23 protein-coding genes are annotated in these 24,733 nt (G+C 40.1%); 17 read left to right on the top strand and 6 right to left on the bottom strand.

The window, feature by feature from the left end:
- Positions 1 to 75: 75 nt before the first annotated feature.
- Positions 76 to 762, top strand: a complete 687-nt coding sequence (locus tag ACXAC4_RS05835) for a response regulator transcription factor (protein WP_475159737.1) — start codon at positions 76 to 78, stop codon at positions 760 to 762.
- Between the two features lie 17 nt (positions 763 to 779).
- Here ACXAC4_RS05835 and ACXAC4_RS05830 read toward each other — a convergent pair whose 3' ends face one another.
- Complete coding sequence (locus ACXAC4_RS05830) at positions 780 to 2,936, bottom strand: exonuclease domain-containing protein (protein ID WP_475159736.1); 2,157 nt, start codon at positions 2,934 to 2,936, stop codon at positions 780 to 782.
- Between the two features lie 276 nt (positions 2,937 to 3,212).
- Between ACXAC4_RS05830 and cspE the strand changes: the two genes are divergently transcribed.
- Positions 3,213 to 3,419 (top strand): transcription antiterminator/RNA stability regulator CspE, encoded by a 207-nt coding sequence (gene cspE / locus ACXAC4_RS05825; protein ID WP_058029451.1) that lies wholly within the window; start codon positions 3,213 to 3,215, stop codon positions 3,417 to 3,419.
- Between the two features lie 310 nt (positions 3,420 to 3,729).
- Positions 3,730 to 4,032, top strand: coding sequence for a hypothetical protein (locus ACXAC4_RS05820; RefSeq protein WP_475159734.1), 303 nt, complete (start codon positions 3,730 to 3,732; stop codon positions 4,030 to 4,032).
- Between the two features lie 5 nt (positions 4,033 to 4,037).
- Here the strand turns inward: ACXAC4_RS05820 and ACXAC4_RS05815 are convergent, their stop codons facing one another.
- The gene (locus tag ACXAC4_RS05815) at positions 4,038 to 4,481 is read right to left on the bottom strand and encodes a hypothetical protein (protein ID WP_475159732.1); all 444 of its coding nucleotides are present in this window, start codon (positions 4,479 to 4,481) and stop codon (positions 4,038 to 4,040) included.
- A gap of 210 nt (positions 4,482 to 4,691) precedes the next feature.
- On the opposite strand from ACXAC4_RS05815, the gene ACXAC4_RS05810 reads away from it, so the two are divergent.
- From ACXAC4_RS05810 to ACXAC4_RS05790, 5 genes are all read left to right on the top strand, one after another.
- Entirely contained in the window at positions 4,692 to 5,525 is an 834-nt protein-coding gene (locus ACXAC4_RS05810; protein WP_475159731.1) for a DUF6279 family lipoprotein, read from the top strand.
- A 143-nt stretch (positions 5,526 to 5,668) separates the two neighbouring features.
- On the top strand, positions 5,669 to 6,052 hold the full coding sequence (locus ACXAC4_RS05805) for a thioredoxin family protein (protein ID WP_475159730.1): 384 nt from the start codon (positions 5,669 to 5,671) through the stop codon (positions 6,050 to 6,052).
- A 2-nt stretch (positions 6,053 to 6,054) separates the two neighbouring features.
- Positions 6,055 to 6,765, top strand: a complete 711-nt coding sequence (locus ACXAC4_RS05800) for a cytochrome c biogenesis CcdA family protein (RefSeq protein WP_475159728.1) — start codon at positions 6,055 to 6,057, stop codon at positions 6,763 to 6,765.
- Positions 6,766 to 6,838: 73 nt separating this feature from the next.
- Positions 6,839 to 7,087, top strand: coding sequence for a DUF2798 domain-containing protein (locus tag ACXAC4_RS05795; RefSeq protein WP_475159727.1), 249 nt, complete (start codon positions 6,839 to 6,841; stop codon positions 7,085 to 7,087).
- Positions 7,084 to 7,515 carry a YtoQ family protein gene (locus ACXAC4_RS05790; protein ID WP_475159726.1) on the top strand — a complete coding sequence of 144 codons (432 nt, stop codon included), beginning with the start codon at positions 7,084 to 7,086 and terminating at the stop codon, positions 7,513 to 7,515. The genes ACXAC4_RS05795 and ACXAC4_RS05790 overlap by 4 nt, the downstream gene beginning before the upstream one ends.
- A gap of 87 nt (positions 7,516 to 7,602) precedes the next feature.
- Here the strand turns inward: ACXAC4_RS05790 and ACXAC4_RS05785 are convergent, their stop codons facing one another.
- The 3 genes from ACXAC4_RS05785 to ACXAC4_RS05775 form a co-directional block, all read right to left on the bottom strand.
- Complete coding sequence (locus tag ACXAC4_RS05785) at positions 7,603 to 8,958, bottom strand: sensor histidine kinase (RefSeq protein ID WP_475159724.1); 1,356 nt, start codon at positions 8,956 to 8,958, stop codon at positions 7,603 to 7,605.
- Between the two features lie 95 nt (positions 8,959 to 9,053).
- Entirely contained in the window at positions 9,054 to 11,009 is a 1,956-nt protein-coding gene (locus ACXAC4_RS05780) for a HAMP domain-containing methyl-accepting chemotaxis protein (RefSeq protein WP_475159723.1), read from the bottom strand.
- A 152-nt stretch (positions 11,010 to 11,161) separates the two neighbouring features.
- Positions 11,162 to 12,106, bottom strand: a complete 945-nt coding sequence (locus ACXAC4_RS05775; protein WP_475159722.1) for a sodium-dependent bicarbonate transport family permease — start codon at positions 12,104 to 12,106, stop codon at positions 11,162 to 11,164.
- 94 nt (positions 12,107 to 12,200) lie between these two features.
- On the opposite strand from ACXAC4_RS05775, the gene ACXAC4_RS05770 reads away from it, so the two are divergent.
- From ACXAC4_RS05770 to ACXAC4_RS05760, 3 genes are all read left to right on the top strand, one after another.
- Entirely contained in the window at positions 12,201 to 13,154 is a 954-nt protein-coding gene (locus ACXAC4_RS05770; protein WP_475159720.1) for a LysR family transcriptional regulator, read from the top strand.
- A 169-nt stretch (positions 13,155 to 13,323) separates the two neighbouring features.
- Positions 13,324 to 15,600 carry an LruC domain-containing protein gene (locus ACXAC4_RS05765; RefSeq protein WP_475159718.1) on the top strand — a complete coding sequence of 759 codons (2,277 nt, stop codon included), beginning with the start codon at positions 13,324 to 13,326 and terminating at the stop codon, positions 15,598 to 15,600.
- Positions 15,597 to 16,148 (top strand): hypothetical protein, encoded by a 552-nt coding sequence (locus ACXAC4_RS05760; protein ID WP_475159717.1) that lies wholly within the window; start codon positions 15,597 to 15,599, stop codon positions 16,146 to 16,148. Before ACXAC4_RS05765 ends, ACXAC4_RS05760 begins: the two co-directional genes overlap by 4 nt.
- 51 nt (positions 16,149 to 16,199) lie before the next feature.
- Here ACXAC4_RS05760 and ACXAC4_RS05755 read toward each other — a convergent pair whose 3' ends face one another.
- Complete coding sequence (locus ACXAC4_RS05755) at positions 16,200 to 16,991, bottom strand: putative porin (RefSeq protein ID WP_475159716.1); 792 nt, start codon at positions 16,989 to 16,991, stop codon at positions 16,200 to 16,202.
- Positions 16,992 to 17,187: 196 nt separating this feature from the next.
- Between ACXAC4_RS05755 and ACXAC4_RS05750 the strand changes: the two genes are divergently transcribed.
- From ACXAC4_RS05750 to ACXAC4_RS05725, 6 genes are all read left to right on the top strand, one after another.
- Entirely contained in the window at positions 17,188 to 18,966 is a 1,779-nt protein-coding gene (locus tag ACXAC4_RS05750) for an ABC transporter transmembrane domain-containing protein (protein WP_475159713.1), read from the top strand.
- A 191-nt stretch (positions 18,967 to 19,157) separates the two neighbouring features.
- Positions 19,158 to 19,997, top strand: coding sequence for a pirin family protein (locus ACXAC4_RS05745; RefSeq protein ID WP_475159711.1), 840 nt, complete (start codon positions 19,158 to 19,160; stop codon positions 19,995 to 19,997).
- Between the two features lie 138 nt (positions 19,998 to 20,135).
- Positions 20,136 to 20,486, top strand: coding sequence for a VOC family protein (locus tag ACXAC4_RS05740; RefSeq protein ID WP_475159709.1), 351 nt, complete (start codon positions 20,136 to 20,138; stop codon positions 20,484 to 20,486).
- A gap of 112 nt (positions 20,487 to 20,598) precedes the next feature.
- Entirely contained in the window at positions 20,599 to 21,255 is a 657-nt protein-coding gene (locus ACXAC4_RS05735; protein ID WP_475159707.1) for an ABC transporter ATP-binding protein, read from the top strand.
- A gap of 3 nt (positions 21,256 to 21,258) precedes the next feature.
- Complete coding sequence (locus ACXAC4_RS05730; RefSeq protein WP_475159705.1) at positions 21,259 to 23,649, top strand: FtsX-like permease family protein; 2,391 nt, start codon at positions 21,259 to 21,261, stop codon at positions 23,647 to 23,649.
- Positions 23,650 to 23,651: 2 nt separating this feature from the next.
- Positions 23,652 to 24,707 (top strand): lipocalin-like domain-containing protein, encoded by a 1,056-nt coding sequence (locus tag ACXAC4_RS05725; RefSeq protein WP_475159704.1) that lies wholly within the window; start codon positions 23,652 to 23,654, stop codon positions 24,705 to 24,707.
- Positions 24,708 to 24,733 lie beyond the last annotated feature (26 nt).

The raw sequence follows: 24,733 nt of genomic DNA, 5'->3' as shown, positions 1-24,733 counted from the left end.
CAGGTATACCGCATATTTTTGTCTATACTTTTTCTTAGATGTTTCTGAAATGTTTCTTACTACAAGGGCGCTAATTTGAATTCAATATTACTCATTGAAGATGATGTACAACTGAGTGAAATGACGTGTGCTTATTTAGAGCTGTGTGGTTTGAAGGTCACAGCGGCATCTTCTGCGAATGATTGTTGGTCATTACTTGAATCAAAGACTTTTGATTTGATCATTCTAGATTTAGGCTTGCCCGATGAAGATGGCTTGGTGTTGTTAAGAAAAATCAGAGCACAAAACTGTGACACCCCAATCATTGTTTCTTCAGGCAGAGCATCTGATGAAGACAAAATTGCTGGGCTTGAATTTGGAGCCAATGACTATCTAGCAAAGCCTTATAAAGTCAAAGAGTTGATGTTGCGGATCAAAATATTGCTCAAATCAACGCAGCTATCCGATTCTAGTATCAATTTAGTTAAGCTTGGGGTGACGTCTTTAAACCTTGTATCTCATGAACTAGTAAATAGCGACGGCCATGAAATATCTCTCACTGCTCATGAATATGCCGTATTGAAGTTTTTAGTGAAAAATGCTCCACGAACACATTCTAGAGCAGCAATCATAGATGCCACCCATTTAGAAGAAGGTCCTGAATCTCCGCGCGCTGTCGACACCATCATTTGCCGATTAAGAAAGAAAGTAGAAATTGACCCAAAAAAGCCAACAGTCATTAAAACAGTTAATGGTGTTGGCTATAAAGTCATAACTGGTTAAACATTTCCATCAGCAAATCAACTGGCTGTATTTACCCTTGCTTTATTAATCTTAATAAACAACTCAGCGGTAGCCATCGCATCATTTAATGCGCGGTGGTGACCGACAAGGCTAATATCCAGATCTCTGCAAATATTGCCTAAGGAATATGACTTATGACCCGGAATGAACTTACGGCCGAGTGACACGGTACATAATTTAGCGCGCTTGTAATACATGCCGCAACGCGCAAACTCAGCGCGAATAAACCCCATATCAAAATTCACGTTGTGGGCAACAAATATACACCCCCTTGTAAATGATGCTATGTGCTCAGCAATATCAACAAACTCAGGGGCATCGTGAACCATTTGATCATCAATGCCTGTTAATTCGGTAATGTATTTAGGTATGTGTTTGTTCGGGTTAACTAATGAGCTCCAATGCTCAACAATCTCTTCACCAATGACTTTAACCATCGCCACTTCGGTAATGCGCTCATATTCTTTTTTACCTCCCGTAGTTTCTACATCAATGATCACATATGGCTGGGAGGGATCAATTTGCCATTCGACTTTTTTTATCGAGACATCAAAGCCTGCTTTTAATAACTGGTTCATGGTCACCAGTTGATTGCGCCTTAAACTGTCACCCGGTGCTTTGACTTCGACACAAAACAACTCTGTGCCTTTAACACAAATAAGATCTGGGTAGCCGTCTTTTACCCCTTTGTAATTTTTCGCCATGGCACGAAGATGCGCACAAAGCGCCTTGATGGGTGCATGCTTTACCAATAGTGAGAGCTCATCAAACAGGCTTTCATACCAAGTAATAAAACCGTTGGGCTTGCCATAATTTGCCGTGGTTTGTTTTAGCAACCAAATGTATAAGTCATGATTACTCGAAAAACTAGCTAAACGCTTTTCAATATTTGCGGCAAATATGTCGTAAAAAATATTTTCTTTAATGGGTTTAGGTAGCCGAGAAAATTCATTACCTAACCCACTGAGTTCATGTTCATAAAGTTCGGGCCAAAATGTTAAACAAAATAGTGCTCGCCAAATAACATTCTCGCAATGAATCGCGGTGATCCCTTGGCGAGCAAAGCTATCTATCAGCCCCTGCTCCGGCGAGCCAACAAATGCTTCATCTAATGGGATAGCATCCCCTGCGTTTCTAAGCATATTTGTTAAAATTGAAGTGCGCTCAGCACCAAACTTTCTTCTTGAAAAGTCTTCGGCAAAAATTAATAAACCTTCATCCGCTGAGTGTTCAATAATATCGTCAAGTTTTTGCTTGCAAGCTTCTATATCGCCCTGAGCATATAAAGTTCTCACTAACTTTTCTTGCGCACTGACATGACCGCTAAGCGTCATTAATTGTGTAGCAAGCTGTGCATGCTCAGGCAGACAAAACACGGCGAGTTTATAAGTCAATGTGTTGTATTTAGATTCGGCTTGGAAACCTGTTGGTTGGAGAAAATCAGAACTTGCAAGGGTGTGTGCCAATGTCAGTTTTTCATCATCACTCAATGTTTTTAAAGATTGTAGTAATTTAGAGAAATAAAAAGCGGTTTGTGCTTCTTCTTGCTCATCAAAATGGGCGTTTATTTGTGTATTCGCTTTTTCATGTACATCTAAAACACCCAGGTCGCGCATGGAAAACTGCGAAAGTGTACCACCCAATTTGCCAAAATAAACAAATAAGCAAAGCTCAAAAACCGGCTTGAAATCAGAATACACATAACGATTAAACACCGAGCACTCTTGCACATTAATATACTGAACTTGCTGCAAGAGCGCTTCTACCCAAGCTTGTTTTTTTGCTGATTTAACCGGCGTGTTCTCGAGATTTGAATTAATACATACTTGCTGAAGATCTTGTTTTTTCAGCTCTTTAATTAACTCATGAGGGGGTTTATGAATTGCAAACTTAACTAGCTCAGCGTCAAGTAGCTCACTGAGAGCCCGCTCAACATCTGTTATTTCGTCATAGTTTAAGTGCGCTTTAAAAACAAACTCACTTTTTCTATTTACAATACGCAATAACAAACACAATGCTGATTCATTTAACAAAGACAATTTTTTTAATTGCAGCCGTTGATTATCAGTGAATAGATGCATACTTGTCGAGTGCAAGAAACTCATTAATTCATTGAAATGTGACAAGTAATACTTTTCAGGTAGGGTTTTCATAACAAACAACAACTGTATATCAATACAGTCATCATATTTCAGATGTTTTGAGCTGTCTAGTTACCGTTCACTCGAGAAAAATTTTTAAGAAATAACTGGACTTACTCAATCATTGCCTATAAAGTGCGCATCAGCTAGAAAGAAAGTCTAAATTTAAAATCTACATTTCGTTGTACTACTCGTAATACTCGTCCTGAAGCTTTAAGTTCAAGTTTTATTTTCCAAGCAATACCGCCTTCGGGCACTTTTTTACAATATATTTTTTAGGATATGATTATGTCTAAAGTAACTGGTACAGTTAAGTGGTTCAACGAATCTAAAGGTTTTGGTTTCATCGCTCAAGAGTCTGGCGCAGACGTATTCGCACACTTCAGTGCAATTTCTGGCGACGGTTTCAAAACTCTAGTTGAAGGCCAGAAAGTTGAGTTCACTGTAACTCAAGGTCAAAAAGGTCCTCAAGCTGAGAACATCGTAGTACTTTAATTTTTAATTAAAATACTCTGAGAAAAAGCAGACATTGTCTGCTTTTTTTGTACCTGGAAATAGTCGTTCTTAATTCTCTATTAACTAGTAAACCTAAAATCATATCTTTCTGTGCATAACAGTATGCTCACCTCGTGTAGAGACCTACTTTCCTTTTTTAGTAATTCATATATTAAACTAGCTGCCCTGTACCAATACGATTAATTCAATACTCTATTTCGAGGGTTCGGATGATTGTCTCTGGTTTGTATTCAAACGATCAGCTAAGCTAATTACCAAATTTAAAAATGATTTTTAGAAAAGGAATAATATGACTGCTCCCCTTACAAGCCCTGCAACTATTCAAATCGGTGCGATGCGATCTGACGGCCAACTATCTTTAAATGAACAGGGCTTAAGCTTCAAACCTGCAAGCAAATCTTTATCTTTAGGGGCTTTAAAGATTGCCTTATCTGAAGTAAGCCAAGTTGAGCAGTGTTTAGCCAAAGGCGCGGGATTTATGCCGATTTCTGAGCAAGCGATGCGAGTCACTTTAAACACGGGTAAACAGTATGAATTTGTTTTGGCGGAACAAGAGAATTGGGTAATTGCGATAAACAATCTGCTTAATTAATGCTTCTACCCACACTTCTGTAATAACTGCTGTGATAGCCAAGCTTGTGCTTGATCATGGGTATCGAAAAAAGCAATATTTTGCTCAAGCAAAGCGGGTGAACGCTGCAATATGATGTGTTTCGTCATTCTGTCATTGACGATAAATGCTTTAGCAATAATCGGTTGAGTATTGAGCCAAACATTATAGGCTTGCAAAGTTTGATACGCCTCAGGCGTGCCACCTTCAAGTTCTAGATCGTCAACCAGCATTGCAAAAGGCTCACCATTTAATGCTCTAACGATGTTTTTTACCGATTCGGTATAATTAAAACAGCCCCTTTCATTGAAGCTGCCAATTAGCTTTGCACTGATAATATTATTTTCTAAAAGCGTTGTAGAAAAACGCCCATGTCCACGTTTAGAAGAAATTGCCATAGTACGAAATAAAACCAAAAGAACTGCCGGCATTATAACCAATCTAATCGTGCTATTGTTGAACTTTATCAATTTATGGGCAAAAAAAGTGAACAAATTTCGCGGCACAAAGTCTGAGCATTAAATAATAAATAAGTATGTTTAGTAAAACCTCGACTGATACAGTCATGGCAACACAAGCTTGTTAGTAATCTAAAACAAAATTAACAACGTAGATTTACGTAAGCTCAGAAAGGAAAACTTATGAAAAAGCATTACTTACTCTTATTATTCATACTATTAACAGGCTGCTCGACTAAGTTTGCTTATAAGAATGCGGACTGGTTAGCTTATTGGTATGTTGACGATTATGTGTCATTAAACGATGCCCAAGAAGATCTACTCGATGAGCACCTAAAAACTTGGCTTGATTGGCATAGAAGCAACGAATTGCCTGCTTATATCGCCCATTTAAAACAAATCAAAACAGATATCGAACAAGGAAACATCACCCCAGCGCGTATTGCTTATCATAACGATAAAGCCGTTGCGCATTGGCATACTTTACGTGCAGAAATTGTACCCGACCTAGTCGCTTTAGCACCTAATTTAACTAAAAAACAAGTAAATAACCTGTTCGAAGAACTCGCAGAGCAAGAAAAAGAAAAACAAGAGAAGCGAGCAAAACTCAGTGATGAAAAACGCCAAAAACGCTGGTTTACTCGCACAGAGAATTCACTAGAAAATTGGTTGGGTGACATCACCTCATCTCAACACAAAATGGTCAAATCACTTTACCTTGCTCAATCGCCTACATCTCATTTGTGGTCAGATTATCGAGCACGTTATCAAGCCTCTCTCAAAACAGTGTTATTAAATATTGTTTCTGAGAATAAAGATCAAGACAAACTTAAATCGCTGTTACTAAGCCCTGAATCATTTCGTAGTGACGAGCTAAACAATTTTAACAACCAAAATCGTCAAAGCTACCACGATTTTTTATATGGTGTTTTTCTAAGTTTAACCGACAAACAAAAGCAGCACCTCTTGAGCGAAATTGATGATTTGATTAATGATATTTCTGAATTATCACAATAAATTTGCCTTATAATTTTTGTTAAATTGTTTGTAGGTTTTTATAACCAAACCTAGTTTAAAAAATATTTTTATGTTTTTTTGAAATAAAAAACGCATTTCCTCTCTCTACTAGAGCAATTAATCAGTCTTTTAGAGAGAGCAACATGAAGTATATTTTCACAAGCCTTATTAGCTTATTTATGGCATTTTCTGCCTCTGCATTTGAAAAACAACCTTTTAGTGAAGCACTGTTTTCAGAACTACAAGCACAAAATGCAGTCATCATGATTGATGTATACGCCCCTTGGTGCCCGACTTGTAAGAAGCAACAAAAGCTTTTCCAACAATACCATGAGCAAAACCCAGATAAACCGTTTCATGTACTTGTTGTTGATTATGACAACGATAAACAGTGGGTAAAGAAATTTAGAGCCCCAAGGCAATCAACGTTGCTTTTATACAAGGGTGACAAGCAGTTTTGGTATTCGGTTGCTGAAACCCGTTTCAAAGTTATTGAAGAAAAACTAAATAGCGCATTTAAGTTTTAATCATGGGTATTGAATTTGTCTCTTTGCCATTAGCATTAATGGCTGGTGTGCTAAGCATACTCTCACCATGCGTATGGCCCCTTGTTCCCATTGTGATGGCTTCATCATCAAATAGCGGTAAAAGAGGTCAATTTGCATTAGCACTGGGGTTGAGTGTCGCGTTCGCGCTTGCTGGTGGTGTATTAACCTTTATTTTATTTAGCCTTGGCCTGTCGCCAGAAGTTTTACGTTGGTTTGGCGCTGTCATGCTCGTGCTAATGGGTCTCAGTTTGCTGATCCCTAAAGTAGCGAATTGGCTATCACTGGTATTAACAAAACTGACACCTGAACAACAAACACAGCAGGGCGAGCAAGACGGTGCTTTCAATCAATTTATGATTGGCATGATGCTTGGTCTAGTGTGGTTGCCATGCGTTGGGCCAACACTTGGCGCGGCCATTGCCCTAGCATCGCTAGGTCAAGACTTACTGATGGCAAGCTCTGTGCTATTTTTATTTGGTTTAGGTACGGCGAGCGCTTTAATCATTACCAGTATTATCTCTAGCAGCGTTTTACAAAAATTCCGACCGAACGTGTTCAGTAATGTTGAGAAACTAAAAAAGCTGTTAGGAATTCTGTTACTCATTTTGGCTATTATGGTCATAACCGGATTTGATAAAACACTTGAAACAATCGCACTTAATTATTTACCTTCTTGGGTGACTGGTGTTTAAATAATCCATTCTCAATTAAAGAAAGCCAATCAAATTTGGCTTTCTTTTTCTTTCGTCAAAGGTAGTGCATAAAATGATCTCTGCTAAATATCAAAAACTCGTTTTCTCTTTTTTTATGGCACTATTGATGTCATGCATTATGTCTTTTGTCATTACGCTTTTTAATGTTGGTTTTATTGAAAATGTTCTGTTTGTTTGGTTAAAAGCATGGGCTTTTGCGTTTGTTGTTGCGTTTCCAACCATCAATCTTGTCGCCCCCATCGTCAACAAATTGGTAAGCTTAGTTATTATTCAATCGACACCACATGAGGAGCAATCATGAAAATTTACTTATCTGGCGAAATTCACACTGATTGGCGCGACCAAATTATTGCTGGCTGTAAAGCGAAAAACTTACCGGTGACATTTATTTCAGCAAATACCGACCATGAGAGTAGTGACGCAGCGGGCGATTGCTTGGGAGAAGAAGAAAACCAGTTTTGGCGTGATCACAAATCAGCTAAAGTTAATGCCATCAGAATTCAAAATGCCATTAAAAGCTGTGACCTTGCGGTGATCCGCTTTGGCGATAAATATAAACAATGGAATGCCGCATTTGATGCCGGTTTCTGTGCTGCACTAGCAAAGCCTTATATTACTTTACACGACGAGTCTATTATTCACCCTCTCAAAGAAGTGGATGGCTCTGCACATGCTTGGGCGACCACAACAGATCAAGTTGTTCAATTAATTGAATATACTTTGGCTTAAAGATTATTAAACCATCTTGGCAATCGCGCGGTTTATGCCGCGCAAAACATAAATTTATAATACGTATTATTTCTCTAGCCGAGATATTTAAGCAGTCTTCTCAACTTGGTGTCTCACTGGCAACTGAATTGTAAATACAGTACCTTGATTGTCAGAATCAACGCTCAATTTACCATTATGCTCTTGGCATATGATCCGATAGCAAATCGCTAAACCCAGTCCGGTGCCCTCTCCTACTGGCTTGGTCGTGTAAAAAGGTGTGAAAATATCTTTTAGGTGTGACCTTGGAATACCACAGCCTGTATCACTGACTTTTATTTCTATCCAGTCATCAATAAATTGTGTGCTAATCGATATTTTTCCTCGTTCAGAAATCGCTTGCTTCGCATTCATTATGAGATTCATAAACACTTGGTTGAGCTTACCAATATTGACCGGCACCTCAGGTAAAGGCTGTAAATCAAGCGTGACTTCACAATCTGTTTTTAACTCATTGCGTAGAATATTTAATGTCGATTCAATGCCTTGATTAATATCTGAGAGAATGAAAACATCAGAGTCTTCCCGTGAAAAACGTTTTAAATCTAGCATTATCTGCTTGGCTGATTTGAGGCCATTTAAGGTTTCTTGCGTCAGTGCAGATAAGTCATCTAACACATAGTTAAACTCTTCGTCATAAAGTAAGGCTCGGCTCGTAACCGGTAGTTCTGGATCTGACTTTACTCGTTGAATTACTTGGGTTAGCTCTGGCAAAAAATCTTTTAAAACTGTGTTTAGATTACTTATTGAAAAGCCCAAAGGGGTATTAATCTCATGGGCAATCCCCGCTGATAGCACACCCACAGAGGCCATTTTTTCAGATTGGATCAATGCAGCTTGATTCTTCGCAAGTTCATTTAAACTATGTTTTAACTCTTCGTTACTTCTTTCTAAGCGAACTTGTGTTTGCTTCAATTTCAATTGATATTGTGCTGATGCTATGCGCGGTGAGGCAATGTTAGCTATTACCTGTAATAAGGCTTGTTCAAATTCAGAATAGTCGTTTGGCTTATTTGATTCAGAGTCTATTACAGCTATGGTTTCTCCTTCATAGACTACAGGTACAGCAAGCTCAGACAAACCATCATATTGGTCATTGATGTAACGAGGATCAGTTCGGGTATCACAGACGATTTCGGATTCACCCGTTAAAGCAACAGTACCAACAATTCCCTCACCCACAGGTATTTCTATTCGCTCAAAAATTTCTCTGTCTTTGGGGTTTTTAATACCGAAAGCTGCCATTTGCACAAGTTTATCGCCATTACGCAAATAAATGACGCAATCATCAAACTCCATGATTTCGCCAACACCTTGTGCAATTGACCAGAGCAAATCGTCTAACTCAGCTTGGTTCAACATGGCTAGCGCGAAAGCATTAATTTTATCGACACCATACATCATAAGCAGTACCTCAAAGTATGCATATACAAAAGCATAGTTGAGATACAGCGTTATGGCTGAGTAAAAACCACTTAAATGGTTAATTTTTTATATAACTAGCGCACTCTAAATTGTTTAACAATCCCATCTAGCTCACTGGCAAGTTTGGATAAGTTATCTGCAATTTGAGAAGCTTGATCGGCCCCTTCCATCGTATCATGCGCTTTCTCATTAACGTTTTGCACACTATCACTGATTTGCTGGCTCACCACATTTTGCTCTTCTGATGCACTGGCAATTTGTACATTCATATCTTTAATGGTGCCAACTGAGTGAGAGATCGTTTCTAAAACTTGCTCTGTTTTAGCTGTTTTTTCAGCAGTTTGCTCTACACCTTGCATATTTGCACGCATAGAATCGACTGAACGTTTTGCTTCACTTTGTAGCTTAGAAATCATCACCTGTATTTCTTCTGTACTTTGTTGAGTGCGACTTGCTAATGACCTTACTTCATCAGCTACAACTGCAAACCCTCTGCCCTGCTCACCAGCTCGCGCCGCCTCAATCGCTGCATTCAAAGCGAGTAAATTGGTTTGATCTGCAATTCCTCTAATTACATCAAGAATAGAACCCACTGACTCAGTTTCAGCTTCTAAGTTTTCTATAGTTTGGCTAACATTGAGCATGGTTTCTACTAACTCAGCCATGGCCTGCTGCGTTTCTTGGACAACACCCTTACCCGAAACCGCATCGTTATCTGCATTCATTGCCGAGTCAGCTGCCATTTGCGCACTTTGTGTAATTTCATTTACAGTGGCAGCCATTTGATTCATCGCTGTAGCTGTTTGTGTTAACTGATCCGTCTGTTGCTCTGCACCTATTTTTGATTGTGTGGTGATCAAATTCAATTCTTTTGATGTGTTGGTTACTTCAGTTGTTGATTGCATCACTTGCGCAATCATGGCATTTAAGCGGTCCACCATTTCGCGCATAGCTAAATATATCCCCGTCTCATTACCGGTATTTTGGAAGCGATAAGTCAAGTCTCCTTGAGATACTGCTTGTACAATTTTCTCCATCTCAGTTGGCTCACCACCAATGGGGGTGCGAATGAGATTTGAAATGAAATAACTCAAAAAGATACCGACCGCAATAACAATCAGAGAAAATACAATAATCGTCACAATTGCAGATTCACTATCAGCTTGTAGTTCAGGACCAATTTCGTCCTGACGGCTTTTACTGGCTAGCTTAATTGTTTCAATTTGCTCTGCAATTTCAGGCCCTATCTTATTCAATGAATTCTCTATGATGTTGTTGCGAGAAATGATGATATCTTGGACCTTTTTAATGCCTTCAACATATATCTCCGAGCGACGCTTAAAATCATTAAATGCGGCAATATCACTGCTATTACTTAATACTGCTTTTAATTTATCCGCTTCTCGCGCTACTTCATCGAACTCATCTAAAGAGCGCTGGTATTCTTCCACAGAGTTATTGATAAGGAATTTACTGACGTATAAACGACCAAGTAGCAATGCTTCTTGCAATTTTGAGGACTTATGAAGTAAGTCAGTGTCTCTAATTGACGCACTTCTATCAATTATCTTGGTAATACTTTTACGCATCTCAGCGCCATTACCATCTAAGTCATTTTGTACAACCTGGTTACGTTGTTCGAACAATTGAACCACTTGATTAAAAGCATCTTTGTATTGCTCTGCCTTAGATTGAATGTCATTAATTACACGGATTTTATTTGGATCCTTAAACTGAGATTTACCCTGAACAATAAATTGATTCAAAGCATCAAACCTGTCGTTGAATTGATTCACACTTTGTTGATCCTGCTCCTTCAAGAACTTAAGTGCATTAAGACGAACAGACAATAAATTCGCTTGGATCCGCCCAGATAAATTACTATCTCTAGCGTTCATGCGATATTCAACAAAATTGTCATGACCTGAGCTTAAGGCAAAGTAGGACACTAAGCTCACAACACTCAGCAAGGCAATCATTAAACCAAAAGCAAGGTTTAGTTGGGCGTTTAGTTTTAGGCGTTGAAACATTAAAATGACTCTCAGTGATTAACACATCCTGTGCATTTTTGATCCATCAAAAGACTCGTTTGATAACTATAGATGATATATTGGATTTTGCGGGATAATATTGATTAAAATTAACTTTTTAGAAATAAAGCTGGCAATGCCAGCTTTATAAATTATGCAAGATGCCACAAGGCTATTTGATGGTACACGCCAATACCTACAACGACATTTAACGGGAAGGTCAAACCCAACGAGCTTAACATTGCCAAACCAATATCGGCTTCTTTGATGGATGCCTTAATTGCCGCTGGCGCTGCAATATACGAGGCACTGGCCATAATACTCGCAAGCACAACGATAGAGCCTAAGGTTAGACCTAGCGCGGCCCCAACAAACACACCCAAAGTGCCCAAGATAAATGGTACAGTTAAGGCAAATATTGCCAACCTCCAATACTTGAATGGCATCGGCCTTAACGTTTGCGCCGCTGTAATACCCATTTCTAATAAAAATAGTGCCAGCACGACTTTAAAGCTTGAGGTTAGTAGTCCTGTTACTTGTGCCCCTTGCTGTTCGCCATACATTAAACCGATAAATACACCACCAACAAGCAAGATGACACTTTTGTTCGTTAACGCTTCATGCCACAGCGCCTTCATTGATACTTGCGAGCTAGTATCTTGAGAAAGTCTTCTAAATAACAGCAGACCAACAATAATTGCTGGTAGCTCTAATAATACTAGGTACAGGGTAACTTCAGCACCGACTGTTAATTGATTTGTTTCAGCATAAGCTAAAGCAACAGCAAAAGTACCAGCGCTAACCGAGCCATAATGAGCTGCAATACTTGCACTATTTGCAATCGACAGGCCAATCAACTTTCTTAAAATCGGGAATAAACTTAGGGGGATAAGCGCCCCTAACGACACAACCGCCAACATTTGCGGCAATAGAGACCAGCTCACATTACCATGTAATGCTATTCCTCCTTTAAGACCTATAGTCAGCATAAGTAACAAACTTAACGTGTCATAGGTGGCTTTGGGTATAGTAAGATCAGATCTCAATAAACCCGCAACGAGTCCAAGAATAAAAAACATCACGATAATATCTGGCATAAGCACTCCTTAATTTCGACGAGCGGCATTGTAAAAGACTCTTAATATTGATAAAAATTAAACTTAAAGAATACACCTATAGATAAATATCAATATGATAGAGCGATATCTCACTTTTCGGCTTTTGAGAGTCTATGTGACTTTAGTTCAAACAGGTTCAATTAGTGAAACAGCAAGACAACTTCATTTAACCCAGCCAACAGTCTCAATACAATTAAAGAAACTGCAAGAATCAGTCGGGCAAACTCTGTATGTTTTTAAACAACAAAAATTTGTTTTAACCGAAGCTGGTAACGCGTTGTATTTATCGTGTCAGCGCATTTTTGCTTGTTTAGATGAATTCAATGCACAGCTTACCGATATAAAAGCGGGACATTCTGGCCACTTAAAAATAGCCATGGTGAATACGGCACAATACATCTTACCTAGGTTAATTGGGCCATTTCAGGCACTATACCCTGAAATAGAAATAACCCTTGAAATCGGTAATCGAGAACAAGTGTTACAACGCTTTGAACGCGGTCTTGACGACCTATATGTATTTAGTCACCCGCCGTCTCTTGAGCATGCGATAGCTGAGCCTTTCTTGGCAAACCCGCTTGTTTTAGTTGCTGATAAAAATCACCCTTTAAGCTCACGCAGCAATATCGAGGCTAATGAGCTTGTTGCGCATCGTTTTTTAATGCGTGAACAAGGCTCAGCCACCAGAATGATGTTTGACAGCTTTTTACAAAGTAACAGTATTGCACCCGCCCATATGCAGCAACTTTCGAGTAATGAAGCTATCAAGGTGGGGATTTCGTCGGGTATGGGCATTGGTATGCTTTCACAGCATGTTTTAGACCTCCACAATGCGAATTTAACCGTATTACCCGTTGAAGGGCTTCCTTTAGTTAATCATTGGTACTTCATTGCAAGAAATGACCGTTATATGCCAAAAACAGCGCTGAAATTTTTATCTTATTGCCAATCATCGGTTGAAGATGTTTTAGGCAAGCCTTGGCAAGGCGAGCTAGAAGGGAAAATAGTCGCGTTTTTTGAAACCTGACTTAATTAGCTCACTGCTAACTTATGTTTCGCAGAATAGATTTGCAAATTGCTATGCAAAACAAAAATAAACACTCATTAATTTATCAATATCACAATTAAAACAAGCACTTAAATCTTGGGCTTAATCATGCATCTATTTTTAAAACTCTAACACTTTAGGTGCGAACATGATTAAAAGATGCTTAATCGCCGCTGCATTAACTCCGCTTCTGGCTAATGCCGCGCCATTTGAAACCTGCCCCAGTCAAGCTTTTTTAATGCAAGACAGTAATGCCAAAATGTATGGTATTGACTTAGCTTCAGGGCGCACGAATATCATTGCCAGCACACTTAGATTGAACGGAAGTGAAGACACTGCCAGTGTAAATGCCATTGGCTTTAACTTTAAAGACCAATATTTATATGGTTTTCGAAAAGAAAGTAAGCAAGTTGTCCGCATTGAACAAACCGTTGAAGGCGAGACCACTCATTATGACTCAACTGCACTTACCGTATCTGGTTTGCCTTCTGGTGTTCATTTCTTTGTTGGCGATGTGAAAGTATCGGGTGAAGCCCCTGCTGAAGGCGAGGCCGATACTCGCACATCTAGTTACTATATTTACAATAGAGGGAACGGCTTATATGAAATCCCTGTTAGTGATGACTTAAATGCTCCATTAACTGCAACACGTGTACCTGGCAGCCAAAACTGGGGAATGACGGTTTACGATTTTGCTTTCCACCCTATTACCAATAAGTTATATGCGATGGAATCTGATGGCGACTTGTTCGAAGTATCTCTAGATGGTTCAAGCCCAGAGCTTGTCACCCGCTTAGATATTGGTTCAGACACTGGTGCCTTTGGCGCAGCCTATTTTGGGATTCAAGATGTCTATGATGAAGAAACCGGCACAACCAGTGAAAACATCATCTTCTATGTCAGTAATAACAACTCAGGAAATATTTTCAAAGTCGATTTAACCAACGTTCCTGAAGACAAATCCGGCTACAACCCAACCACAGAAATTTTTACACTCGGTCCAAAATCCGGTCAAAATGATGGTGCTCGCTGTGCCATTGCCAAAGTAGAAGTAACAGACGAATCAATGGACTTTGGCGATGCGCCACTTCCTTATCGCAGTGCTTTAGATAACAATGGCGCTCGCCATGTATTTGATCCCAATCAAGATAGCCAAAACCTTATTTTTTTAGGTGACTCTGTAGACGGAGAAAACATCAATACCAGCAGCGATATGAATATTGATTACTCCGATAGTTCTGATGATGGTGTGATTTTAGCCACTGACTTTGCTGCAGGTTTAACAGCACAAGTCATCGTCACAGCTTCTCAAGCAAGTACTTTATACGCTTGGTTTGATTGGAACCAAGATGGTACCTTCTCAGAAGACGAAAAAGCCATAGATAAAGTTAATCTTGCTCAAGGCGCTAACAGCATTTTAATTGATGTACCTGAGGACGCAGCTAATGGCAACTCATGGGCTAGATTCAGAGTTACAGACGGACAAGAAGTAACTTTAACAGCCTATGGTTCGGTACAAGGTGGAGAAGTTGAAGACTACGAATTCGAAACATATGGGTCTGAAAGTTACCCTGGCCAAAACGATTGGGTGACGCTGGCCTATGAAGATCGTTGGCCATACCTTGGCGACTCTGATTTTAATGATTTAGTTCTTCATTATCGTACCACTAAATACTTCTCATCTGAAGGGGTAACAAGCTACCGCATTGAAGGTGAAATTCTTGGTGTGGGTGCTAGTTTCCATAATGGTTTTGCTGTCAGACTTTACGAAAAAGATGTTGACTCTGAACTAGTAAAAGTACTTTCTGCAGAGCAAATCGACAGCTCAAATTCGAGTTTGTTTATTAATGGTCAAGCTGTTTCACAAACGATTATTGAACCTAATAGAACTGAAGCCATTGCCATTGTCGCACCTGATATTTGGGATCATATCACTGTGCAAAACGGTTGCGAATATTTTAGAACGGAGGTCAATTGCGATGTGAACGCTAAAGTCACTTTCTCAATGACCTTACCACTCAAAACGGCGCTTTCGCCAGAGAGTGCACCGGGTAGTATGCTCGACCCGTTTATTTTTGCGAGTAGCGACCATTACCATGGTGATGCCATCACAGACGGTAACTACAGAGGCTTAGAGGTTCACTTAAAGAACCAAGTACCTACAGAAGCATTTAACACCGCTCTGTTTTCTGTTGCAGCGGATGATGCAAGTAACCAAAGCGAGTCATTATATTTTCAAACCGATAACGGCATTCCATTCGCTTTAGCCATTGGTGCGCCATGGCGTCACCCTCACGAGCGTATTGATATAAATCGTGCTTACGACAAATTTGCAGATTTTGCCACCAGCAACGGAACATCTGCACCACTTTGGTACAACACAGTGAACACAAACATCACTATTCAATTTGGAGCCGAGCAATGAACAAATATCTTATTTTATTAACTAGCTTACTTGCCCTGAGTGCCTGTGGCGGTGGTGGCAGCGAAAGTGATAACAGCGTATCAAACACATCAGCGAGTTCATCTGCTTCGCAGCAAACCAACAGCACTTCGAACTCAGATAGCTCATCACAAACAGATAACTCTGATAGTTCGAGTGATGATACAAATAATGAAGACAATGCAAGCTCAAATTCTGAAGTCATTATGACTAGCCTAACAATTGATCAATCGTTTGACTTGAAAACAGATTTTGATTTATTGATAGATGCCAAAATATCTACAGGCAATGTAAGAGCTTATTTAAATGTCTGCCAAAGCAAAGCTGACTCTAACAAAGCTGATTACCAAAACTGTGTATTAAGAAAACCCCTGAAGAATGGCGAGCTGTCGCAGCAAGTAACTTTAAGTCGCCAAGACATCGAACTCGTAGCGGAAATCTGGCTTTACGATAACAATCCTGAACCACTTAGATATCAATGGCAGTTCGACGAAAACGCAAATCAGCAACAATTTGAAATAAGATATTAATATTAGATAAAGCCGTTTTGTTGAGCAAAACGGCTTTACATTGAAATGTGATTAATACTGAGCAGTGAAAGAAAGCTGGTAAACTTCGCCACTATTAAAGTCGATGATACTTCCGCCTAAATGAAACTTATCATTGAAGAAATATTTCGCTTGGATGCCTAAGTCTGAATCATAAGAGCCTGCACCAAAGGACAAGTTACGGCTAAGATAATAATTTGCTATCAAATTCGTTCCATCAAAACCGTCGTAATCAGAATGCTGAAGATCAACACTTATAAAACTATCACCTTCAATATGCATGAAGTAACGACTCGATAAAGACCACGTATCAAAGTCAGATTTAGTTTCGAATGTTACACCTAAATAATCTGTTTCATTAATTTGATGATTATATTCAGCAGTTAGCATAGTACGATTATTTGTGCCGTTATGCTTTTCATAGCGCGCGCTTACTTTTAATTTGTCTTCAAATAAATAACCGAAGCCAACAAATGCATCATCGCTGATGTGTCCCACATCAGCGCTTCCAGCAGACACAAACCACTTTGGTGTTGCAAACCACTCACCTGCGATTGATAAATCTCTTGTGTTATCGTAATTGAAGTAGGCGACGCCAATATTACTGTCTGTATTTAGATACCCAAAGTCATCCCATACGCCTGAATGTTCTTGCTTTTCGAAAAAATAATGGCTCGATAATTGGTAAGCATTAGTTGTCCTGCCAAAATCTCCACCATCCAAATGCATATAGCTTAGATTGTTGAATAATTGTTTAGACTCATCAGCTACAGAAGAAAATGAAGAAAGTGCTGCGATCACAGCAACAGAGAGAATCTTTTTCATGGTATTCCTTTAATTTCCATTGAAAACATTTTCATAAGAGACTGCATTCTAATCGAAACTACCTTAACCGAAAATGACTATTTGTTACAAAAGATTCAATTCTCTTAAGATGTTTATCTTTATAGTTCAGTAAATTAAAGGCACACTTAACGTACTTCCGATGAATGTTCAGTCAACTTAAAAACTGGAGGCTCTTTTGAGCGAGAAAGACAAAAAGCAGCAGTCTGCTTTTCAGAGTCTGCTACCTATTTTTGGTTTTGTAAAACCTTACAAGCTAGTCGCGTTTTCAGCCTTGCTAGTCCTTTTATTTACCTCTGGTTTGAACCTGTTATTAGGCCAAGGTGTGAAATATGTCATCGACCATGGATTTATTGCAGGCTCTGTAGAACAGCTCACCAATGCAGTTTTTGTCATGATTGCACTGATTGTTTTATTCGCAGGCGGTACATTTACTCGCTTTTATTTAATGAGCTGGATTGGCGAACGGGTTTGTAATGACATACGTAAGGCCGTGTTTAATAAAATTATCCACCTACACCCGAGTTACTTTGAAGAAAACCGCAGTGGCGAACTGATGTCACGCTTAACCACGGACACAACACTGTTACAATCCATCGTAGGTTCTTCATTTTCAATGGCGCTGCGCAGTGCATTGATGATGATTGGCGGTTTAATCATGCTATTCATTCTGAACTTTAAACTAACTTTGCTGGTAATGCTTTGCGTGCCTTTGACTCTGCTCCCTCTTTTCTTTTTTGGAAAAAAAGTACGTAAGCTTTCAGAAAGCAGCCAAAGTGCTATTGCTGATATCAGTACCTATGCCGGTGAAATCATTCAGAACATAAAAGTAGTGCAAAGCTATACACATGAAACAAAAGAAAAAGCCGCATTTGCTGGAGAAGTAGAAAAAGCGTTCACAGTCGCAAAACACCGCATCACCCAGCGTGCAATCTTAATTGCAGCTGTAATAGGCTTAACGTTTAGCGCCATAACCGTGATGCTCTGGGTTGGTGGTATGGATGTGATCGCTGGACGTATGTCAGGCGGTGAGCTTGCAGCCTTCGTTTTTTATGCGGTGATTGTTGCCTCGAGTGTGGCAACTGTCTCTGAAGTATACGGCGAGCTTCAACGTGCAGCCGGTGCTGCAACCCGATTATTAGATTTATTGAATGTCAAAAGTGATATTACCAACAAAGATAATGCCTCCATGCTTACTTGGCATCAAGACGCTCATTTAAAGTTTGATAATGTCACCTTTAATTACCCTTCAAGGCCTGAAGTTGCGGCGCTTGATAAAGTTAATCTGACAGTCGAAAAAGGCAAAATTGTTGCCATTGTTGGCCCTTCAGGTGCTGGCAAAACCACCCTATTTGAGTTATTACAGCGCTTTTACGACCCGCAAACTGGAAACATTTGTATAGGCGAGCAATCTATTGATTCTCTGACTTTAGATTCACTTAGACACACAATGGGCATGGTGCCGCAAAACCCCGTGCTATTTAGCTCCGATGTCTGGCACAACATACGATACGGCAACCCGGATGCAACGAATGAACAAGTAATGGAGGCCGCAAAACGTGCCCATGCACATGACTTTATTACCAGTTTACCCGAAGGCTATGCCAGCTTTTTAGGCGAGCAAGGCGTTCGATTATCAGGTGGACAAAAGCAACGGATCGCGATTGCTCGAGCTATTTTAAAAGACCCATCAATTTTATTGCTTGATGAAGCCACCAGCGCCCTTGATGCAGAAAGTGAATTTCATGTTCAAGCTGCTTTAAATGAGCTCATGCAAGATAGAACGACGCTAATTATTGCCCATCGCCTAGCAACTGTAATGCATGCCGATACCATAGTGGTGATGGATAAAGGACAAATTGTTGCGCAAGGCAACCATCAAACACTACTCAAAGAATCAAAGCTATATCAAAGACTTTGTGAGTTACAATTTGAACATTCAGGTAAATTAGATTAGTCATTTTCTATGTTTTGATTTCACTAACAATGTTGCTTATCTCCTAGCTTGATTACACCCAATCAAGCTAGGCAACCTACTCTAAAATAAACTATTCAAAATATTTGAATATATCCATCAATTTACTGCACTTATTTACCTCAATTAAACTTGCTAAATTTATCTCATCAAAACATTAGAGATTAAATAGCATGAAAATTATTCGCACCAACAAAGCACACGCCACCCAAGATGGTGCTGGCGTCAACATTAGCCGTATTGCGGGGTTTGACGGTAGAAGCCTAGATCCATTTTTGATGATCGATGAACTAAAATCAGACAACAAAAATGACTTTATGGCAGGCTTTCCTGCTCACCCTCACCGTGGAATTGAAACCTTCACTTATATTCGTAAAGGCGGTTTTGAGCACCAAGATCAAATGGGCAACAAAAAAGCCATACGTGCAGGTGACGTGCAGTGGATGAGCACTGGTCGCGGTGTAATACACTCTGAAATGCCTCTCGCTGATGCCGAGCATGGCATGCACGGCTTTCAGATTTGGTTAAATATGCCAGCAAAAGACAAGATGCGCCCGCCTCGTTATCAAGATACCACGGAGCAAAAAGTGCCCGTGTTACAAAATGACGCAGGTATAGAGCTAAGAGCACTGGCTGGAAGTTGGCGACTAGAGCAACAAAGCGCGACATCATCAATTGATGAATTAGCAGGTAATGGCGCGATTGCCGATGTAATGTTACCAGCGAATACTGAAACAACCTTAGACATTTCGGTTCACAGCAAAGCCCTTGTTTATATTCACTCAGGGTCTATTGCAGACACTGAATATGTCGAAACCTACCAGTTTGAAGTTGACCCCAAAGCACCATTGACTTTAAAAGCAGGTGAAAACGGGTTAGGTGTTTTAGTGTTAGTCGGTGAGCCTATTCGAGAGAGAATCGCCCACATGGGGCCTTTTGTAATGAACACCCAAGAAGAGCTTCATCAAGCAGTTCGCGATTATCAAATGGGTCGCTTTGGTGACATTGTGTAAGTGCTTTTCTGAATAACCCCATTTTCCAACATACAAGACTGGCCCGAGTATTTTGATTCGGGTCGTTATCCTGTATATCATTCATTTAATGCTTCACAGCAACTTCCAAACACGATGAGTCTTAAAAAGGAATGAAAAATGAGAGTTGACGATATTCGCGTATTTATACCTGCAAAAGATTTTGCTGAGTCGAAAGCATTTTATACTGCGCTTGGGTTTAACGGCAGTGATGCTTCTGAAGATTTAACCCTTTACGAAAAAGGCGATTGTTATTTTTTCTTAAGCCGCTTTTACAACCAAGAGCTAGCAACTAATTTAATGATGCAACTTTCAGTGCATGACATTAATGAAGCTTATGAGCACATCTCTTCAATTCAAGGATTCGATATCAAATTTACCCAGATTAAAACTGAGCCGTGGGGCAAAGTTATTTATTTATGGGGACCATCTGGAGAGTTGTGGCACGTGACAGAGTTTAACTTGCGTTAAATCATTAAATGTACTGGCTAAATATCTGACACACCTTGTTGCAAGTTTTGCTTTATTTTACCTATGTACGTTTTGTAAACTAAGCAAAACCACTGAGCAACAAGGAATTACAGTGATAAGCGTAACTGATCTATGCTTCTCTCGCGCTGATGGCGACCAAGTTCAAACTCTATTTGATGGCTTTAGTTTTGCAGTCGGAGCACAAGAGCAAGTAGCTTTGCTTGGCGACAGTGGCTCAGGAAAAACCACCCTCTTACACCTACTCGCGGGTTTACTCACACCCGATAGCGGCAAAATCGATATCAATGGCGAGGTTATATCTGCGTATAACGACAAGCAACTTGCCCATTTCCGTCGAAAAATAGGCCTAATATTCCAGCATTACCAATTGCTTGATTGCTTAACTGTTAAACAAAATATCTTGTTTCAGCACCAGCTTAACTATCCTAATCAAGATGCCCAAGAGTTTGACCTTTTGATTGAGCAACTTGGTTTAAAAGACAAACTAAATAAATTACCAAGCCAACTGTCTGGTGGTGAGCAACAACGAGTGGGCATTGCCAGAGCCTTATTAAACCAGCCTAAGCTTATACTTGCCGATGAACCCACCGGCAACTTAGATCAAGCTCGTTCCCACCAAGTGGTTGAAATGCTCACAAGCTTATGTAAAGAAAGACAAATTAATTTAGTTATGGTCACTCACTCGCAGCAACTCACACAGTATTTTGATACGGTGAAAGTACTCGCTAACGGGCAATTCAACGAGTAAGCCATGACCGAAATTAAACTGATATTAACGACGCACATTGCTTATTTTAGGCGTCACCCTTGGCTATTATTGCTCTTCATCGTAGGCCTAAGTTTAGGCAGTGCCCTACTCACCGCCATTGCCGGACTTAACCAAGAAGCAAAAAATCGCCACAGTAAATCATCAGCCCTCATAGACTCTGCGGTTAGCCACATCGTCAAACCGCCCATTGGCCAAGACTATCTCGATGGCAAGTTGTGGTTGCAGTTACGCGAAAATGGTTTCACCAAGGCGCAACCTGTATTACGGGGTAAGCTAACACTCAAATCAGGTAAAACCCTGTACGTTCAGGGCATAAACAGTCTCCTCTGGATGACTCAGCCTATTCCGGCATTTTCTACACAAACTGGAGAGAATGAAAACACAGGCTTTGCATTTGACGCCATTATGATTGACAGCAAGCGGGCACAAAGATATCAACTCAACAAAGACGACAATACGCTTGCGCTGCAAAACAATCCGCATACGCCAAAATTTGCTTTAGTTGATGACATAGGTGTTTGGTCGCTCACCGATATTGCTTATGCAGACGTGCTGCTTAACGCACAAGGTAAACTCAGTTTTATCGAATTCACAGGCCTAACAACAGAGCAAATTTCTCAGGTTGAAGACATATTGGGCCATGAAGCAAGATTAATTGCCTCACAAGAGCAAGACTTTGATGCGCTCTCTGAGGCTTTCTTTTTTAACCTCGCAGCGCTGGCGCTACTAGGCTATATTGTTGCTGCGTTTCTAAGCTTCAATGCCATTAAGCTTTCTATTGCAGGGCGCAAAAAATTGCTCACTCAATTTAACCTGTTGGGGTGTTCAAAACAGGCCATCACGACGGCGATTGTCATAGAATTTACTCTCATGAGTTTTATCACCGCGCTACTTGGCAGCTTAGCTGGGTTTTTAATTGCCAATGCTCTGGTACTCGATATAAACCGTACCTTGATGGGCTTATATCAGTTGGATAAAGCACTCACCATCGGCTGGCAGTGGCAAACTTTGGTACTGGGATTTATTGTCAACTTAGCGACATTGGCACTCATGGTTGTAACTCAAAAAAATACGCTGAAAAACCAAGGCAATATGCTTTTCGGTCTATCGCTCATTAGTAATCTTGCCGCACTGAGTTACTTGTATTTAAATGCCAGCACTGAATTTGAAGCACTGTTATTGTGTTTTTTCATCTTAGCTTTGTTTGTGCTGCTCACACCAACCTGCTTACAAGGCTTACTGAGTTTCAACAACCCATTTAAGCAACCTCTTTGGCAATGGTTATATGCCGACAGTAAATCTCAATTAACTGAATTACGTATTGCCATTGTGGCTATCTTAGTTGCACTTGGTAGCGCGATAGGTATGCAAATTATGGTAAAAAGTTTCAGTAACACATTAAATGCGCACCTTGAGAAACAACTTAGTGCCGACATGTATATTCATGTTGATAAATACCAACCAGAACTGAGAGCGAATTTAAATGGCGATGCTGACATTCAACGTGTTGGCATTTATATGGCGTCTAATGGTTACATCGATGCTATGCCTGCAAAACTTGCCAGCTTTGGTAATAGCGCTGAAGCTTTCTCACATATCAACTTAACATCGGGCAAACGAGTAAATCAGGCGCATTTTGCTAATAGCGGCTGCATAGCCAATGAACAAGCACTTATAAAACACGGTATTAAACTTGGCGATACTGTGATGTTCAAACAAAACCAACACACTTTCTTATGTCATATTTCCGCCTTTGCTTATGATTATGGCAACACCGCATTGGGTCTCATTACCCTTGAAGACAATATTAAGCAAAGCCCATTATATTGGCTGGTGTATGGCCTTTCACTGACCTTAAACGAACAAGTATCAACCTCTCAAATTACTGAAAAGCTAATTAATAGCTATGGGGTTGATAGCGCCGCTATTTCAGAAAATAAACGCTTTAAAGAAATCGCAAATAAACTATTTAACGACACCTTTAAAGTCACGAAAGTACTCAATGGTTTTATTCTCGCCATCGCACTGATCAGTTTATGTATTAGCTTATTAAGTCTCAGTGCCCAGCACGCAAAACAAATGGCGGTGCTGAATAGCCTAGGAGTCGACCCCACTCAATTACATAAGTTAAAACTCATACAAACCGTTGCTTTAGTCGGTTTTACATGTCTATTTGCCATTCCGCTAGGGTTGGCTTTAGGTTTGGCATTGCTAAAATACGTTATGCCCATTGCATTTGGTTGGACCATACATTTCTATCTAGATATACCGGCTCTGCTCAGCACCTGTTTATTCTTGCTGTTATCTGCTGTGATATGTGCTTATCTACCAGTGAAAAGACTCACTGCCAGCTTACATCGTAAGGAAGGTTAATTGTGAAATCTGTTTATGTCTTATTATTCACTCTATTGACACTACTGGGTTGTGAAAAAGCGCCACAGCCGCAAGAAAAGCAGCTTTTACATACCATGCGCGGAGAACCTGTCGATGCTAAACGTGGTGTGAAGTTTCCAGAAGATCATGGAGCACATTTCGCGCAAGGTATTGAATGGTGGTACATCACTGCAACCCTCACGGCTGAGACAGGTAAAACATTTGGTGCGCAGTGGACGCTATTTAGAACCCAAGTACCTCTACCTTTTAAATCAACTTGGTGGGACGATCAGCTCTACTTCGCGCATTTCGCCCTGCAACATGAGCAAAAGCATGTTGCTTTTGAGCGCTATGCCCGTGCAGGCCAAGCGCAAATAACAACACAACCCTTTGCTGCTTTTTTAGATGATTGGTCACTTAAAAGTACAGCGCACAGTTTTCTACCTTTGCAAATGAAAGCCAAACAAGGCGACTATGCTATTGATGTTTCGCTAACTAACAGCCCACTTACGCTTCATGGTGACAATGGCTACAGTCAAAAAACACAAAGCGGTCATGCCTCTTACTATTTTAGCTACCCGTTTCTTGAAACCGCTGGCACCCTCACTTTTGCAGGTAAAGAGTATAAAGTCACAGGTAATGCTTGGTACGACCGAGAATGGTCAGCAAGCTTGATCGACAAAAATCAAATGGGTTGGGACTGGTTTAGCCTAGTAAGTGGCACTGATAAAAGTCAAAAAACAGGCCTGATGTTATTCTGCATCCGAGATGCACAACAAAACTATGATTACTGCAGCGGCACGCATATTAACGAACATGGCCAAACACAGCAAATTCACAAACAAGATATTCGCTTAGAAAAGCTCGAACACATAAGCATTGATAACAAACACTACCCGAGCAAATGGCGTGTTACTTTACCGAATATCGAACCTATCGTGATTGAAACCATCACTAAAGACTCAGTCAATAAGCTCTCAATCCAATATTGGGAAGGCAGAGTTAAAGCCAGCGGCGGCTTTAAAGGTATGGGATACGCAGAGTTATTTGGCTACTAAAATTTAGCGGCTTCTTTAAGCCGCTT

It is taken from the genome of Pseudoalteromonas sp. AWM4_233 (assembly GCF_056158285.1).
Note: the sequence above shows the minus strand (reverse complement) of the source record. Positions and strands in the feature narration are given on the sequence as shown.

Coding starts and splice junctions, on each gene's coding strand:
- ACXAC4_RS05830 (WP_475159736.1), bottom strand. CDS start 2,936: ATGAAAACCCTACCTGAAAAGTATTACTTGTCACATTTCAATGAATTA.
- ACXAC4_RS05730 (WP_475159705.1), top strand. CDS start 21,259: ATGACCGAAATTAAACTGATATTAACGACGCACATTGCTTATTTTAGG.
- ACXAC4_RS05765 (WP_475159718.1), top strand. CDS start 13,324: ATGATTAAAAGATGCTTAATCGCCGCTGCATTAACTCCGCTTCTGGCT.
- cspE (WP_058029451.1), top strand. CDS start 3,213: ATGTCTAAAGTAACTGGTACAGTTAAGTGGTTCAACGAATCTAAAGGT.
- ACXAC4_RS05740 (WP_475159709.1), top strand. CDS start 20,136: ATGAGAGTTGACGATATTCGCGTATTTATACCTGCAAAAGATTTTGCT.
- ACXAC4_RS05760 (WP_475159717.1), top strand. CDS start 15,597: ATGAACAAATATCTTATTTTATTAACTAGCTTACTTGCCCTGAGTGCC.
- ACXAC4_RS05745 (WP_475159711.1), top strand. CDS start 19,158: ATGAAAATTATTCGCACCAACAAAGCACACGCCACCCAAGATGGTGCT.
- ACXAC4_RS05780 (WP_475159723.1), bottom strand. CDS start 11,009: ATGTTTCAACGCCTAAAACTAAACGCCCAACTAAACCTTGCTTTTGGT.
- ACXAC4_RS05770 (WP_475159720.1), top strand. CDS start 12,201: ATGATAGAGCGATATCTCACTTTTCGGCTTTTGAGAGTCTATGTGACT.
- ACXAC4_RS05790 (WP_475159726.1), top strand. CDS start 7,084: ATGAAAATTTACTTATCTGGCGAAATTCACACTGATTGGCGCGACCAA.
- ACXAC4_RS05755 (WP_475159716.1), bottom strand. CDS start 16,991: ATGAAAAAGATTCTCTCTGTTGCTGTGATCGCAGCACTTTCTTCATTT.
- ACXAC4_RS05800 (WP_475159728.1), top strand. CDS start 6,055: ATGGGTATTGAATTTGTCTCTTTGCCATTAGCATTAATGGCTGGTGTG.
- ACXAC4_RS05820 (WP_475159734.1), top strand. CDS start 3,730: ATGACTGCTCCCCTTACAAGCCCTGCAACTATTCAAATCGGTGCGATG.
- ACXAC4_RS05795 (WP_475159727.1), top strand. CDS start 6,839: ATGATCTCTGCTAAATATCAAAAACTCGTTTTCTCTTTTTTTATGGCA.
- ACXAC4_RS05785 (WP_475159724.1), bottom strand. CDS start 8,958: ATGATGTATGGTGTCGATAAAATTAATGCTTTCGCGCTAGCCATGTTG.
- ACXAC4_RS05810 (WP_475159731.1), top strand. CDS start 4,692: ATGAAAAAGCATTACTTACTCTTATTATTCATACTATTAACAGGCTGC.
- ACXAC4_RS05805 (WP_475159730.1), top strand. CDS start 5,669: ATGAAGTATATTTTCACAAGCCTTATTAGCTTATTTATGGCATTTTCT.
- ACXAC4_RS05775 (WP_475159722.1), bottom strand. CDS start 12,106: ATGCCAGATATTATCGTGATGTTTTTTATTCTTGGACTCGTTGCGGGT.
- ACXAC4_RS05815 (WP_475159732.1), bottom strand. CDS start 4,481: ATGCCGGCAGTTCTTTTGGTTTTATTTCGTACTATGGCAATTTCTTCT.